Origin of the sequence: Cognatundibacterium oligocarboniphilum, from assembly GCF_013377855.1 — a bacterium.
Taxonomy (GTDB): Bacteria; Pseudomonadota; Gammaproteobacteria; order Burkholderiales; family Burkholderiaceae_D; genus Undibacterium; species Undibacterium oligocarboniphilum.
The window spans coordinates 1-14,300 of the sequence record NZ_JABXYJ010000007.1 but is presented as its reverse complement, the minus strand read 5'-3'; the positions used below and the strand labels follow the sequence as shown (position 1 = coordinate 14,300).

13 protein-coding genes and 1 riboswitch are annotated in these 14,300 nt (G+C 49.9%); of the genes, 2 read left to right on the top strand and 11 right to left on the bottom strand.

Annotation, left to right across the window (positions count from 1 at the left end; translation table 11 throughout):
- Position 1 precedes the first annotated feature (1 nt).
- The 5 genes from HV832_RS13205 to HV832_RS13185 all read right to left on the bottom strand — a co-directional run bounded on the left by HV832_RS13205 (position 2) and on the right by HV832_RS13185 (position 4,488).
- Positions 2-1,897 (bottom strand): autotransporter assembly complex protein TamA, encoded by a 1,896-nt coding sequence (locus HV832_RS13205; RefSeq protein ID WP_176804327.1) that lies wholly within the window; start codon positions 1,895-1,897, stop codon positions 2-4.
- A gap of 6 nt (positions 1,898-1,903) precedes the next feature.
- The gene (locus HV832_RS13200; protein WP_218132046.1) at positions 1,904-2,347 is read right to left on the bottom strand and encodes an ExbD/TolR family protein; all 444 of its coding nucleotides are present in this window, start codon (positions 2,345-2,347) and stop codon (positions 1,904-1,906) included.
- Between the two features lie 15 nt (positions 2,348-2,362).
- Positions 2,363-3,058 (bottom strand): protein TolQ, encoded by a 696-nt coding sequence (gene tolQ, locus HV832_RS13195; protein WP_176804419.1) that lies wholly within the window; start codon positions 3,056-3,058, stop codon positions 2,363-2,365.
- Between the two features lie 158 nt (positions 3,059-3,216).
- Positions 3,217-3,630, bottom strand: coding sequence for a tol-pal system-associated acyl-CoA thioesterase (ybgC, locus tag HV832_RS13190; protein WP_176804326.1), 414 nt, complete (start codon positions 3,628-3,630; stop codon positions 3,217-3,219).
- A 105-nt stretch (positions 3,631-3,735) separates the two neighbouring features.
- On the bottom strand, positions 3,736-4,488 hold the full coding sequence (locus HV832_RS13185; RefSeq protein ID WP_176804325.1) for an SDR family oxidoreductase: 753 nt from the start codon (positions 4,486-4,488) through the stop codon (positions 3,736-3,738).
- Between the two features lie 205 nt (positions 4,489-4,693).
- Positions 4,694-4,819: riboswitch (ZMP/ZTP riboswitch) on the top strand.
- Between the two features lie 113 nt (positions 4,820-4,932).
- On the opposite strand from HV832_RS13185, the gene glyA reads away from it, so the two are divergent.
- Positions 4,933-6,183: a serine hydroxymethyltransferase gene (gene glyA / locus HV832_RS13180; RefSeq protein WP_176804324.1), complete on the top strand. Its 1,251-nt coding sequence runs from the start codon at positions 4,933-4,935 to the stop codon at positions 6,181-6,183.
- A 103-nt stretch (positions 6,184-6,286) separates the two neighbouring features.
- A complete protein-coding gene (nrdR, locus tag HV832_RS13175) occupies positions 6,287-6,778 on the top strand; it encodes a transcriptional regulator NrdR (RefSeq protein ID WP_176804323.1) in 492 nt (163 codons plus the stop codon).
- A gap of 75 nt (positions 6,779-6,853) precedes the next feature.
- Here the strand turns inward: nrdR and HV832_RS13170 are convergent, their stop codons facing one another.
- The 6 genes from HV832_RS13170 to pilV are packed head-to-tail and all read right to left on the bottom strand — an operon-like array spanning position 6,854 to position 14,159.
- Positions 6,854-7,420, bottom strand: coding sequence for a GspH/FimT family pseudopilin (locus HV832_RS13170; RefSeq protein ID WP_223827334.1), 567 nt, complete (start codon positions 7,418-7,420; stop codon positions 6,854-6,856).
- Entirely contained in the window at positions 7,420-7,881 is a 462-nt protein-coding gene (locus HV832_RS13165) for a type IV pilin protein (protein ID WP_176804322.1), read from the bottom strand. Before HV832_RS13165 ends, HV832_RS13170 begins: the two co-directional genes overlap by 1 nt.
- A gap of 20 nt (positions 7,882-7,901) precedes the next feature.
- Positions 7,902-11,822 (bottom strand): pilus assembly protein, encoded by a 3,921-nt coding sequence (locus HV832_RS13160; protein ID WP_176804321.1) that lies wholly within the window; start codon positions 11,820-11,822, stop codon positions 7,902-7,904.
- A 48-nt stretch (positions 11,823-11,870) separates the two neighbouring features.
- The gene (locus tag HV832_RS13155) at positions 11,871-12,524 is read right to left on the bottom strand and encodes a pilus assembly PilX family protein (RefSeq protein WP_176804320.1); all 654 of its coding nucleotides are present in this window, start codon (positions 12,522-12,524) and stop codon (positions 11,871-11,873) included.
- A 7-nt stretch (positions 12,525-12,531) separates the two neighbouring features.
- A complete protein-coding gene (locus tag HV832_RS13150) occupies positions 12,532-13,584 on the bottom strand; it encodes a PilW family protein (protein ID WP_176804319.1) in 1,053 nt (350 codons plus the stop codon).
- A gap of 2 nt (positions 13,585-13,586) precedes the next feature.
- On the bottom strand, positions 13,587-14,159 hold the full coding sequence (gene pilV, locus HV832_RS13145) for a type IV pilus modification protein PilV (protein ID WP_176804318.1): 573 nt from the start codon (positions 14,157-14,159) through the stop codon (positions 13,587-13,589).
- Positions 14,160-14,300: the final 141 nt, after the last annotated feature.

Genomic DNA, 14,300 nt, shown 5'->3' with positions numbered 1-14,300 from the left:
ATCAGAATGCGATGGCAATAGAAAAATCCAGCCGGACCCGCTTCGACTGCCGTCCATACGCCATATCGAGCGCAATCGGGCCCGCCGGTGTGCGGTAACGGCCTCCGATACCGATTGCCTGCCGCAGGCTGAAATCGCGCCAGGTTTCCGCCGCATCGCCGACATCGACAAAAGTCGCCGCACCCCAGGTGCTGTTGAGCCAGTGCACATATTCCGCACTGGCCACACCCATCACGCGGCCGCCAGTCACTGCATTCAGATGCTGGATACCCAGACTCTGATAAGCGTAGCCGCGTACCGTCGTGCTGCCGCCGGTACGAAACAGGTAATCTTCCGGAATACCGGCATCGCCCTGCGCAAAAACCTGACCGGCCTCAGCCCGCAAAATCACGCTGTCAGTCTTGCCGACCGGAACCCAGCGCTGGTATTTGCCATAGCCGCGAATGAAACGCTGATCGGAAAACAGCGCCTTGTCAGAGATATCGAGATCAAGCTGATAGATCTCTCCCCGCCGCGGCGCAAACGCATCATCCACATCGCGCCAGGTCCAGCCTATGCTGGCGACCAGCGCCTTGCTGATTTCCTGCGGTTCTCCTTCGACGGTTTTACGTTCGCGGATCAGTTTCAGCGCCAGCCTTTGTTCCAGTAAACCGCGATGACTGGTGCGCTTGATACCGACGGCATTGCGTAGCGATAGCACGCCCGACACATCCTGACGATCGGCAATCACACCGAAAGAATCAAGCTGATTATCATGCGGCGGCAAATAAATATCGGCATACCCCAGCTGCCGCTTTTGCTCGATCCGGATCGCACTGCGCAAATCCCAGGCCTTTTCCAGAATATCGCGGTCACGGTAGGCCACTTCTCCGCGAAATCCGGTATTGCTGCTATAACCGACGCCGAAACTCAGGTCGCGCGCCCTGCGCTCGACCACGCTGACATCCACCGGTATCGCAAAAGCCTGCTCCGGATCGGCATCAATCGACACAGCAACGGTTCCAAAATAAGGCGAGTTCTGCAAATTACGCTGAAACTCCAGCAAGCGCGCGCGCGAATACAGTTCCCCCGGCACCGGCGGCTGATACCGCGACAGCAGCCAGGAAGGATAACGCTTGAGACCGTTGACACGCAGCTCTCCCAACCGGAAGACCGGGCCGCTGTCGACTTCCAGCGCCAGTACAGCACGCTGCTGATCGGCATCCACATTCGCCGCGCTGTCTGCTATACGTGCGGCGGCATACGTATCGGCGCGCAGGCTTTCGAGCAACTGGTTTTTTGCTTCGCTCCAGTCGTCCTCCCTGAATGGCTGCCCCTTGGTCAGCCCCCATTCATGGATCAGCCGCTGCTGGCGTTCCTGCGCAAGTGGCTCCGTTGACGCCAGCGCGCCCTGAAAATGAATTCCGACTTCAGCGATGATGGTCCTGGGGCCGGGGCTGACCGTCACCTGAATCAGCTTTGGCGCATTCCCTGCCGTCCCCTGAGCGACGGCCGGTGCAGTCGTTTCCTCCAGGTTTCTGAACTCGATCTGCGGCGAAAAATATCCTTCGGTCGCCAGAATGCCGCTGATGTCCTGGCGCAGACGCCGGATCAGGGATGGCGTGATATTCTGGGCTTCAGCGCCAGGCGAAAATTCGGCAATATGCTCACGCAGCAGCGCTGCCCAGCCGGCAGACTCAGCCTGTAATGCAAACCGCCCGCTGGTACTGCGCACGATGCTCTCGGGGTCGGTAATTACGTCATCAGGATGCGTGGTTTCAGCTGCTGGGGGAGTTTCAGTGCTTTGATGTTCCTGCGCAGCGGGAACAGTCTGCGCAGTAAGCGAACGAACAGGAGCACACCACCCCACCAGCAACATGCTCAACAGCAAAGGCAATGAACACTGTCTGATCGTCATCCTGATTTATCGGGTCGCCAAACCCACTCGATTGATTCCCAGTTTTTTGGCTTCGGAAATCACCTGCACCACTTCATCATAGACGATGCCTTTATCGGCAGACACCAGCACCGACAAATCCGGTTTGGCATCGTGGTATTCCCGCAGCTTTTGCAACAATTGCTGGCGGTTGCGCGCTTCTTCCTTGCCTTCCTGCAGATTATGTCCATTCGCGCCATTCCGGCTGTTCAGGCTGATGGTGGCATTGGCATCGGGTTTCAGCGTGATTTCAATGTAGTCGGATGGCGGCTGGGTAGACTGCCCTGCCGTCGGCAGATTAATCACGCTGGGATTGGTCATGGGAGATGCCACCATGAAAATAATCAGCAGCACCAGCATCACGTCGATATAGGGGACGACGTTGATTTCTGCCTTGAATTTGCGTTTACGTTCGCCACGCAGGTAACTCATACTGATTCCCTGTACTTATCGGGACTGGCGCTGAAGAATATTGGAAAACTCTTCAATGAAGGTTTCAAACCGGATCGCCAGACGGTCAATATCGTGCGAATAACGGTTATACGCCAGCACCGCCGGAATCGCAGCAAACAGGCCGATCGCCGTGGCAATCAGCGCCTCTGCAATACCCGGCGCAACCGCCGCCAGTGTCGCCTGCTGCACATTGGCCAGTCCGCGAAACGCATTCATGATGCCCCAGACGGTACCAAACAAACCAATATAGGGCGACACCGAGCCGACGGAAGCAAGAAACGACAGATGCGATTCCAGCATATCCATTTCCCGCTGATAAGCAGCTCGCATCGCGCGGCGCGCACCATCGAGCATCGCACCGGCATCCAGCGAGGCCTTATTCGCATTTTTGACTTTGTGATATTCGCTCATCCCGGCTTCAAAAATACGTTCCAGCGAGCCCGCCTTATCGCGCCCGGTGCGACGATTCTGGCTGGCTTCCTGATACAGCTCCACCAGATTGCCGCCGGACCAGAAATTCCGCTCGAAAATCTCGGTCTGTGAGCGGGCTTTGCGGATGGTAAACATTTTATTGAAAATATAGGTCCAGCTTGTCAGGGAAACGCCGATTAACAACAACAACACGAGCTGCACCAGCACAGAGGCATTGGCAATCAGACTCACAAAGGAAAGGTCTTGGGTAACAGTCATCATAAATCAGTTCAATCACGACAAAAAAATTAAGCAGGATGGCCGTATCGCATGTTTTTCAACAAGCCTGCCGGTCAACTGGTTCGCATGCAAGAGGCCTGTGCCCTGTCAGTGCAGACAACCATGACAAAGGCTGCCGCATCGATAGCGGTCAGACATTAAAGCGGCTTGAATGCCGACATTTTTTCCAATACCTCTTCCGGCATCGGTGTCGGACGCAGGCTGCTGGTACCGACGCAGCCGACCTTGATCTTTCCACGGGTCAGCAAGCGATCGCCGCACCAGGCTTCCTGTACAAACTGCACGGATGCACGCCCCAGCTTTTCGACCGTCACGGTGATACGGAGTTCATCATCAAGCCTTGCGGGAGCATGATACTCGACTGAGCTTGCTTTGACGACAAACATCACGCCTGCCGTTTCCGCCAAAGCCTGCTGATGCACCCCGGTCGCCCGCAGCCATTCGGTACGGGCACGCTCAAAAAATTTCAGGTAATTCGCGTAAAACACGATGCCGCCGGCATCCGTATCTTCGTAATAGACCCGGACATTCCAATTAAATGTGTTCTGCATTATATTCATTTCCGGGGGAGTATATGGCCATTTCAGCCTGTAGTCCTTGAAAATAAAGGAGCATTAAAAATACTCCCCCCAGTATCTAAAGACTGTGGATCAGCGTCAGGCCGGCTGACGTTTGATGTTCAACGGTCCGAAACCCTGACAGGTCGGCATCATTTCAATGTAATTAATATTCACATGCGGCGGCAATGTCGCAATCCAGTACGCTGTTTCTGCGATATCGGTGGCCGTTAACGGCACCGTTCCCTCATACACCTTGGCTGCCGCACCGTCATCGCCGCGGAAACGGACATTGGAAAACTCGGTGCCGCCGCACAGTCCCGGCGCAATGTTGGTGGTGCGCACATTGGTACCTGCCATATCCGCCCGCAGATTACGGGTGAACTGATCGACAAATGCCTTGGTGGCGCCATACACATTGCCACCAGGATACGGGGTTGAACCAGCAATCGAACCGATATTGATAATCATACCGCTGTTGCGCGCGACCATACCCGGCAAAATGGCACGGGTCACCGTCACCAGTCCTTTGGTATTGGTATCGATCATGGTATCCCATTCATCCTGCGAAGCCAGATGCGCAGGCTCGGTACCCAGTGCCAGACCAGCGTTATTGATAAGCACATCCACCGGCTGCCAGTCTGCCGGCAATCCAGACAACGCGTTTATGATGGAAGACTTCTGCGTCACATCCATACTGACCGGGAGCAGATGTGCGCCCAGTTCGGTCTGTAATGCGCTCAGACGCTCAATCCGGCGTGCGGCAGCAATCACCCAATGCCCTTCGTGCACGAATTTCCGCGCCATTTCCTCACCAAACCCTGAGCTTGCCCCTGTAATCAATACAATCATGTCTGCCCTCTGCTGAAAAGTTAAACAAATACTGCACAACTGACGATGCCGTATTTTAAGGGCTTTTCCGTCGATCCACCGTACTCTGCTCAGAAGCGGCGCACTTTCCCCGATTCCCCGGCAATTCTTTTGCCTTTCAGTCAAGCCTTTCTCATCAGGCGCTGCTTGCCCATTCATAGCGCATCACGTAAAATCCTCTCACCATTTTGTCTCACGTAACTGGCGAAAATGCCGGAAAACGGATAATTCCGTTCCGGCAAAGATGGGGATCCATCGGGAAGCGTGAGATGTCGGAGTCGGATGACTCCAGCCGTGCGCCTGGGTAGCCTGATGGTAAAGCAGTGAGGCTGCCATTCGTCATACCATTCCGAGCGACACCTCACAGAATACAATCAACTTACGTTGTTCAGCTTATTCAATCATTCAACAGGAATCAGGAAAACCATGTTTGCTAAAACTCATACGCTCGCCCATATCGACCCAGAAATATTTGCGACCATCCAGCAAGAAAACCACCGTCAGGAAGAGCACATCGAACTGATCGCTTCCGAAAATTACACATCGCCGGCCGTGATGGAAGCGCAAGGCTCCCAGCTGACCAACAAATACGCTGAAGGCTATCCCGGCAAGCGCTACTACGGTGGTTGCGAATATGTGGACGTTGTTGAGCAACTGGCCATCGACCGCCTGAAACAGTTGTTTGGCGCAAACTTCGCCAACGTACAGCCAAACTCCGGCTCGCAAGCGAATCAGGGCGTCTTCTTCGCCCTGCTGAATCCGGGCGACACCATCATGGGCATGAGCCTGGCCGAAGGTGGCCACTTAACGCACGGCATGCCGCTGAATATGTCTGGTAAATGGTTCAATGTCGTGTCTTACGGTCTGAATGCCCAGGAAGACATCGATTACGACGCGATGGAAAAACTGGCACGCGAAGCCAAGCCTAAGCTGATCATCGCCGGCGCATCGGCCTTTGCACTGCGTATCGATTTCGAACGCTTCGCCAAAATCGCCAAAGAAGTCGGCGCCTATTTCATGGTCGACATGGCCCACTATGCCGGCCTGATCGCCGCTGGCGTCTACCCTAACCCGGTTCCGCATGCTGACGTCGTCACCTCGACTACCCACAAGAGCCTGCGCGGCCCGCGCGGCGGCATCATCCTCAGCAACGACGAAGCGATTGCCAAGAAAATCAACTCCGCGATTTTCCCTGGCCTGCAAGGCGGTCCGCTGATGCATGTCATCGCTGGTAAAGCTGTTGCCTTCAAAGAAGCGCTGTCACCGGAATTCAAAGCCTATCAGGAACAGGTCGTCAAAAATGCAGCAGCACTGGCCAACACGCTGACCGAACGCGGCCTGCGCATTGTTTCCGGCCGCACCGAATCGCACGTGATGCTGGTCGATCTGCGTCCGAAAGGTCTGACAGGCAAAGAAGCAGAAGCAATTCTCGGCTCTGCACACATGACCTGCAACAAAAACGGCATCCCTAACGATCCACAGAAGCCAATGATCACTTCCGGTATCCGCTTGGGCAGTCCAGCGTTCACCACCCGGGGTTTCAAAGAAGCGGAAGCCATCAAGGTCGGTCACCTGATTGCTGACGTACTCGACAATCCAAATGATCCGGCCACTATTGAAAAAGTGAAAGCGGAAGTCAAAAAACTGACTGACGCATTCCCTGTTTATCAGGCCTGAGCATGATAACTGGTCAGAGTGCCGCGACAGCATTTTTGCATTCTGACCTGTTCCTGTTCCGCATCATTCGGTTCTGATATCTGAATCCCTCACTCACCATTCTATGAAATGTCCCTATTGCCACCACGATGATACTCAGGTGATTGATACCCGGGTTTCAGAAGAAGGAAATGTCATGCGCCGCCGACGACGCTGCGCGCATTGCGATAAGCGGTTCACGACTTATGAACGGATAGAGCTGGCGATGCCCGTGATTGTCAAAAAGAATGGCAGCCGGACAGAATATGAGTCTGCCAAACTGCGCGCCAGCCTGATGCTGGCACTTCGTAAACGGCCGGTATCGGCGGAAGCTGTCGACGGCGCCATTCAGCGCATAGAAGAAAAATTACTCTCCAGCGGTGAGCGCGAAATTCTCTCGGTACAACTGGGCGAACTGGTCATGCGGGAGTTAAAGCGTCTGGATAAAATCGCCTACATCCGTTTTGCTTCCGTTTACAAAAGTTTTGAAGACATCTCCGAATTCGCAGAGGCCATTCAGGAAATCAATGTAGAAAACAAGGTCGGGAAAAACAAGAAAGCAGCAGAACCTGAATAAAGACTCTGCTGCCAAGATGAGTTGTCAACTCCACGTATCTTTACATTCCAGGACTAACGTCAGTGATGCGCGGAATCAGTTTCCTGTATTGGTGTCGGCACAACTCACCTGATCCACTGCCGGATTGCAAATCCGTGCCCGCCCTAAAAAATTCAGTTTCACACGCTGCACCGATGATCCCAACGTAAATGACGCTGTTCCCGCCTGTGGTTGCTGACCGTTCGCATTCGTCCTGCTGCGGCCATTACCGGTATATGAAACATAAGGCACTGTCGAGTCCGTAAAATTATTCGTTACCGTAATCTTGCCGGGAATTGCCTCATGAATAATGATAATCGTCTCACCGGCATCAGGAATCGCATTGGCATTGGCGTCCACAAAAATGGTCCAGCCAGAGTTCCAGTTAACCCCGTCATTCGCCGCCATCGTTACCTGCCCGCCACGCTTGATAGCCTCTGTCCGCGTCAGATTTGTTGCCGAATAAAACTCGGTCGCGGTTGCCAACAATTTCTGATTATCGATGAAACTGTTAAAAGCAGGGGCGGCCATCGCCATCAGAATCGCTGCGATAGCGACGACAACCATGAGCTCAGTCAACGAAAAACCTTTTGTTCCAGACGTATCAATCAGCTTTTTCATCATTACCAGCATTGATCTTTAGTGCCAGATGTCCCGGAAAACCCTTTGACACCGGTACTGGTCAGAGTGAAATTACCGCATACAGGGTCTTTATAATTGCTATTCACGTTGCTCGTTCCTGGTGTGGCAGTCAGAAGTACACAATTCTGAATCGTATCTCCGGTACAGGCTGCTCCATTTATCTCATAAAAACTGCTGGCAGCAGCGTCAGCTGAAAACCAGTTAAATTTCATTTCATTAGCATCGGTCGATGAATTTGAAAAAACAATATAACTGTTGTTTTGTGTATAGTAGCGCTCCTGCTGCTGCATCAGCTTCATCAATGCCGATTTGGCTTCTGAACGCCGAGCTTTTAGCACGCTCGAATTATATGAAGAATACGCAATCGCCGAGAGTATTCCGGCGATAACCAGAGTAATCAGCAATTCAATCAGCGTGAAGCCCTGTGCTTTATTTTTACTCATAAATACCCTCAATATTTTGATTATTGTCCGCTCTGAGCAGCTTTGCGCATATCCTGATAATTTTGCAACTCTCTCCAGCTGACGCGCCCTGCTCTGGTTACCGCATCTGGCGCCGCCGCATTATCACTGGTCACGCCGGAAGAGTTTCCCGTTCCTGCGGTCCGTACTGTAATTTTTGTTGTGATCCTGCGGCTGCCGGTTGCATTTCTATCGCCAGTCGTAGTCGAAATATTCAATACAACCGGTGAAGTCAGGAGACCAATAGTTGACAGAGTGCCGGTCACGTCTGTGCTCATACCGGTTAACACATCGACCATGTATCTCCGGCCGCTCCCTCCGGAACATGGATCACTGCTTAAAATCAAGGTATTAAAGAACAAGTAATTACCCGCAGTAGTTCCGGTCAGAGTGTGATGAATCCGTTCGCCGGTTGTCAAGGAATTATAAAAGTCAAAATACCAGCCTTTTTTGGTTCCGGTTGCTGTTCCATACGTAAAACTATTACCCGTCAGCGTAAAACCCGCACCGGACGGTGTGGCGGTTCTCGGCTCCAACTGGCTGCGTCCCGTTACGGCATCCGCAGGATATGTGGTATCGAGAATCGCATAGTACGTGTTCGTCATATAATTTGACGGAGTAACGTCGTAAGTTTCCAGATATTTTCCGGTACCGAATAAGAGAATGTAGCCGCCGCCGGGAGCAAACACAATTTGCGGCTGAACCGTAATGGGCTGCACAACACCAGTGGATGTTTTGGCGGTAAAGACCGGTGTACTGGAAATAGTGGCCGCATTCAGTGTCGCCCCGGTAAAGTTAAAGCGCCACATGTTCCCCTGCAGATCCCCTGCGTACGCATAATTGACGGCGCCGTCACCGCCATAAGCGACATTAGGGGCTCCCAGTCCATTTTTACTGGTTGGGTCTTTAATCGGAGTCATCAATTTAAAATAATTGGAATTCAGTACCCACGGATCACCCGGATTTTTATCCAGCGACAATAAGAATAATGCACCCTGTCCGGTTGCCACCGGATTAGAGTCATAGTTATTGTAGCCGCTCGAAACAATTACAAAGTTCCCGTAAGTCGGACTCGCTGTCGTTCCGCCAGTTCGGAATTTGGCGATCATTGGCGGTGCAAGCACGTACCCCATATCGGCATCAATTTTGTCGCTGAATTCCCATAAGGCTCCCAAACCACCGGTAAAATTGGCCGGATTGGTAACATCCAGTGCAAACAAACCCTTACTGCCGGCACCAAAACCAGAAACCAGTAAAGTTTTCCAATTCCCTTTTATCTGCGCTTCTTTGATCGTAATCCGGCCATCAACATAAGACTGATGGTTGTAATAAGGATCCGAAAGATTGTTTAATTTCGAGATCAGGGTATTCGGGACGTAAGAAAACAGTTCTGTACCGTTAACTGCATCAAATGCATGCAGCATCCCGTCATTAGAGCCAACATAGACTGCCTTCTGTCTGTTGGCATAAGTTTGATAAAAAGCAGAATAGCTAGGGCCAGAAATATTTTTAGCCGGCGCACCATAATAAACCGGTGCGCTGTTGATGATATCCCCCAAAACACTATCCCGGGCGCGGAATTTGCCGACTGGATTACCATTGGCATCCTTACTCAGCTCCTGCGTGCGATCACCGCGCAGATAATTTATTCGGTCAGAAGCAAAATTATCCACTGTTCCTGTATGCGGGTCGGTATTCAAAGCGAGCTGATCGCTGGCACTGAAATTTCCTCCACTTGCCCAGGTAAATGGAACTAAGGCCAGTGAACCGTCCAGACTGATTTTGGACGTGTAAATATTGCGGCTGCCAGGAACAGGATTTGGAGAAATTTTTGCAACCGGATCCCCTGTCAGAATGACCCCTGCATCCCATACAGCTGGTGGATTAGAGATTGTTGCAGATTCTTTTTTCAGACTGCCCGACCATTTATCGGCTTTGAAGCCTGGTTCATAAACATAAGGATTATCACTGGCACTAGTCGATGAAATACCGACACCTGCCAGAGTCCCGCCTGTCGATGCGACATTCTGAAAAATAGCATTAATCGCTGCAATCATTTTCGCAGGATTACTGGCGAGGAAAAAATTATCCGGATCCGTACCATTGCCGTTTGCCCATTCAATGTTATTGGCGATCACCGTCTTGCCATCAACATCAAAGGTTTTATATGGATTCTGATCCAGATTCAGGTCATTAAATCCGCCATATTTTGCGGCCAGATAAAGTTGTGACAATCTGGGTGCAGTACGAGCTCTGGTTGGATTATCAATCAGCCCATTTCCGTTTTCATCCACATCGATAGTGAATGTTTTGACACGAACAGGCTTGTCCAGGCGTATATCGTTGGTATGCGCCCAATAAGCTGCACCTGCCATATAGAAAGTGCCGTTACTCGCGCCGGTGTATGCCGTGGCCATATTCGCCAAAGAAGGCGCAGGCGCAGAATTTCCTGATGAAGACGAGGATTCCATTGCCGCAACCAATGCAGTCTGTGCTTTGACATCAAATGCCGGCCATTGTGCTGAAGCGACATCCGCAGAACGTAAACCACGGCCATTTCCATTCAGGACTCCCCCTGGAATAAACGTATCCTGATGGGTATTCGCGTCACCAATGACTATGATGTAATTCTTCTGACAGGATGCTTCAATCGGATCAGTCCAGGTGGACAGGACTTGAAAGTTATCCTGCATCGCCGCAGTCTTACCGGTCAGCGCATTCGCTGTCGGTGCTCTGCCCTGTAAATAACGGATACTTTCGTAATACAACTCACTGATGGGATCATAAGCCTTGTAATTTCCGGTGCGTCCAAATTTATTGAGATAATTAATAACACCACTGTTTCCCGTAGCATCATTCTCTGAATTAGCAACAAAAATCCCTGTGTTAGCATCCCATTCCGGACGGTCATTGACTTCTTCAGCAAAGCCATTCGCAGCACGGTATTGCTTACTCCCGACATACTTCAATGGAGCCCTCAGCACACCGCCATAACGTGTATTCACCTGGTCAATTAAATAGCCGAAAGCACCATAACGAACGCTATTCTGATTACGCTGCATATTACCGACAGGTTTATAAGTACCATTTGGATACTGCAGACAAAGATCTGTGCGTGTCGTATTTTCCATACTGTCACAGACCTGAACACGTACCAGAAACTCACCCAGAACGCGATCTGTCGATGTATCGAGCTGAGTGTCTGTCGTTGCAATATTGTCTGGGTAGGTTCTCTGTGTTGTGCAGGAAGATGATGTATTGACGTCGCTGAATAAAATTTTATTGTCACAATTCAGAACATACAGGGTTGACACGTTATATGGCGTAACGCCATATGGAGCACTCATTGTTGAGCTGGCTGTAACAACTTTTTTCTTAAAATAACTACCATTGTTATAAAAACTATTATATAAGAACGCTCTTTGTAAAACCGTCTGTGTTGTGGAATCGATAAAACGATCGCCGCCAGTCAACGCCAAGCGCAACATATCAATAGCAGAAGATGCTGCCCAGTTCATGAAATTCCCGCTGAAAGCGGTTCCTCCGCATTCGTGATTAACGTCCGCATCTTTCACAATATAGAAATAACCATTCGTCATATCAGAAGTGCTGACCGCACGCGAAATTGGGTCACCATATGCATCCTGGGTAAACAATTTCAGACCTGCACCATTCATGTAGCATTTTTTGGTATTGAAATAGCCAATATAGTCCAGTGTTTTATTGTAATCACTGGAATTGTTATATGCAGCCTTAACGGTTGGAAATTCCACCGATAAATCAAGCAATAAATTGGGATGTACATTGCCTCCCCCAGAATACAAAGGGGTGCTTGAAAGGGATATAACAGGCGGTGCCGCAAAGACAAACGTTTGCATCACCATCAGATAACTGGCAATCACCGATTTCAACAATTTATTCAATTTGACTCTCCGGTCAGGGATGATTCATCTGCGCATTACACGCATGACTTAGGATCTGACAGCTTTTCTATAAAAGGACTGCAATACAACCTGGGTATTTGGATTCGGACCAAAACCGATTGCAGTGATACGGAAAAAATATTTAGTCTGCTCGTCAGCTTTCCCTCCGGCCTCTACATCTTGCACAGCTTCTATGATGTAACGTGGCAATTTGGCCGGGAAAGCCCCTTTCCCGGCCACCATCGTCTGTCCGGTAAAGCGACCATATTTAACAGAAGGGGCACCAGCAGCATCATTAGACAAATCAATGCTAAGCCATACTGGTGTTTGTCCATTAGCCGCAGGTAGGCACATGCCCTGATACAGATTGCCATCACCACTTGCGCAGCCAGCTTCAAAAAAGAGATTTGATGTCGCATCAAATACATTACTGCGTCCGTTTGCCAAGGCAACCTGAGGATCAATATCCATTTCCGCATCTTTTAACGCTGCCTCCGCCGACATCAGTGCAATCTGTCTGTCCCGGTCATTGCGCGAGGCTTTTTCACCTTGCAAAGAAATTGTTGTCAAAGACATGCTGAGGACAAGCACGACAATCAACATTAATAAAGATACAACCAGGGAAATACCCTTCTGTCTTTGATTTCCAGGTAAATACCGATATACGTATTTGTCAAAAGAGATAGATTTTTCGTTGAACATAACGAACTCAGTTTGGAGGAAGACAGGTCCCCCTGACGGGGTCAACATTACAGATATTCCGGATAAAAACAGTTGCCGTATACACTTTACGAACACGTTTTTGCCTGGAAGCAGGAAGATCCTGATCTTTGATAGTCGTCCCTTTGTCAACACCGGAATTGGCTGCTGCATAATCAGGGCCGAACAGATTGTATGTGGTCGTCGCTGTATCAACTCTTGAATTCTGCGTACCGCTGACGAGCATGGCAACTTTCACTTCTGTAATTTTCTTCCAGTAAGTTTTGCGATTTAAATCCTGAGCCTGTTGCGCAGCGGTTGACCCGGTTAATACCAGGTTGGCATCAAGTGCATTAATGGCCGTTGCCGTCAAAAATTTATTCGCGGTCCCATCAGTTGGATTACTTGTATCAACGCCATATAAGACTTGAAAAGATTCCACGCCTTTGACGATAGACTGTGCGCTCCAGTTACCTGATACAGGGTTATAGTATTTGCAAAATAATTCAGGTTCATTACCTGCCCCGTTAGCGACATAATAAATACTCCAGCCTCTATCCTGATCGGCGGTATTTGATGAAACCGGAGCTGGAACTGAAAATCCTGCACAGTTAATCACCGTACCATCGCCACTTCCGGTATTTCCGGAACCGAAAAAACGTACCGCCAATACATCGCTAAAATTAACCGATGATCCCAGTGGCGAGGAAATATCTGTCGATGTCGCAGAAACACTATTGGCATCCATACCATTCAGATCCGCACTGGCAGTAGATGGCGTAATTTGTGGAGAATTATTAAAATCATAGTTAACATAACCCGCCTGACGAAGTGAACGGGAAATGTTATCCAAACCAAACCGGGCAATATCCTGAGTATCATTGCCATCGGTCTGCGTCACGAAAAGGGTTTTGGTTGAAACAACCAGGCTGGTTGCGGCGAAGACAACCAACAAACCAATTGAAACCGAGATCAGTAATTCAATTAATGTCAGACCTTTCTGACGATATTTTGCGATGAAAATATCGCGGGTGTCAGCAAAAATACCGGGAATTGATTTCATAATTATTTGACGTAAGATTCTACAGTCACTGCGACACTAGGAGGATTAACGCCATTCGCTAAGACAAAGCTACCGTCAGGATTTTTGCTTTTCCAACCCAGCTTGATTGTCAAACCAGCATTCGGATCCGACGTACAAGTCCAAGTCAATGCTTTGCTAGAGCTATCAAAAGGCGAAGAATCACGACAAACCAGCACCCGACCTGCAGGCAAGGTTTTTTTGACACGAACCAGCCATTCATAGATATCGGCTTTTGCTAAGTCAGTCGCATTACAATTTGCCGCTGAGGTATAGCAAAGTGTTGGTGCGGCAGGGTCGGAATCTATTGCTGAATTATAATTAATTGAAGCAAAAACATTTGCGGCATCAGACAATTTCATCTGAGTATCGTTAGAGCGCATTTTATCTGCAAGCTCATTCGCCAACTCCACTGCAATAGTCTGGTATCCGCTTTGTTGAGACGTCCTGACTGCAGCAAGTTGGAGGCCGGCTGCGCCAATAATCCCCAGCGCAAGTACAAACACAGCAACTAATACTTCAATCAGCGAAAAACCCGGAGTTTGATTTGGAATCATGATGCCAATAAGAAATATTTAACAATCTAATTTTAATATATTTTCTTATTTACAAGATACCATTCGTCTCCCATTACCGTCCATTGATCGGAAATATCGAATGAAGCGTGCATTCCGCCGCGCCCTTGGTTGACTCCGACA

Coding starts and splice junctions, on each gene's coding strand:
- HV832_RS13150 (WP_176804319.1), bottom strand. CDS start 13,584: ATGAAATCAATTCCCGGTATTTTTGCTGACACCCGCGATATTTTCATC.
- HV832_RS13165 (WP_176804322.1), bottom strand. CDS start 7,881: ATGAGTAAAAATAAAGCACAGGGCTTCACGCTGATTGAATTGCTGATT.
- HV832_RS13185 (WP_176804325.1), bottom strand. CDS start 4,488: ATGATTGTATTGATTACAGGGGCAAGCTCAGGGTTTGGTGAGGAAATG.
- HV832_RS13155 (WP_176804320.1), bottom strand. CDS start 12,524: ATGTTCAACGAAAAATCTATCTCTTTTGACAAATACGTATATCGGTAT.
- nrdR (WP_176804323.1), top strand. CDS start 6,287: ATGAAATGTCCCTATTGCCACCACGATGATACTCAGGTGATTGATACC.
- glyA (WP_176804324.1), top strand. CDS start 4,933: ATGTTTGCTAAAACTCATACGCTCGCCCATATCGACCCAGAAATATTT.
- ybgC (WP_176804326.1), bottom strand. CDS start 3,630: ATGCAGAACACATTTAATTGGAATGTCCGGGTCTATTACGAAGATACG.
- HV832_RS13170 (WP_223827334.1), bottom strand. CDS start 7,420: ATGATGAAAAAGCTGATTGATACGTCTGGAACAAAAGGTTTTTCGTTG.
- tolQ (WP_176804419.1), bottom strand. CDS start 3,058: ATGACTGTTACCCAAGACCTTTCCTTTGTGAGTCTGATTGCCAATGCC.
- HV832_RS13200 (WP_218132046.1), bottom strand. CDS start 2,347: ATGAGTTACCTGCGTGGCGAACGTAAACGCAAATTCAAGGCAGAAATC.
- pilV (WP_176804318.1), bottom strand. CDS start 14,159: ATGATTCCAAATCAAACTCCGGGTTTTTCGCTGATTGAAGTATTAGTT.
- HV832_RS13205 (WP_176804327.1), bottom strand. CDS start 1,897: ATGACGATCAGACAGTGTTCATTGCCTTTGCTGTTGAGCATGTTGCTG.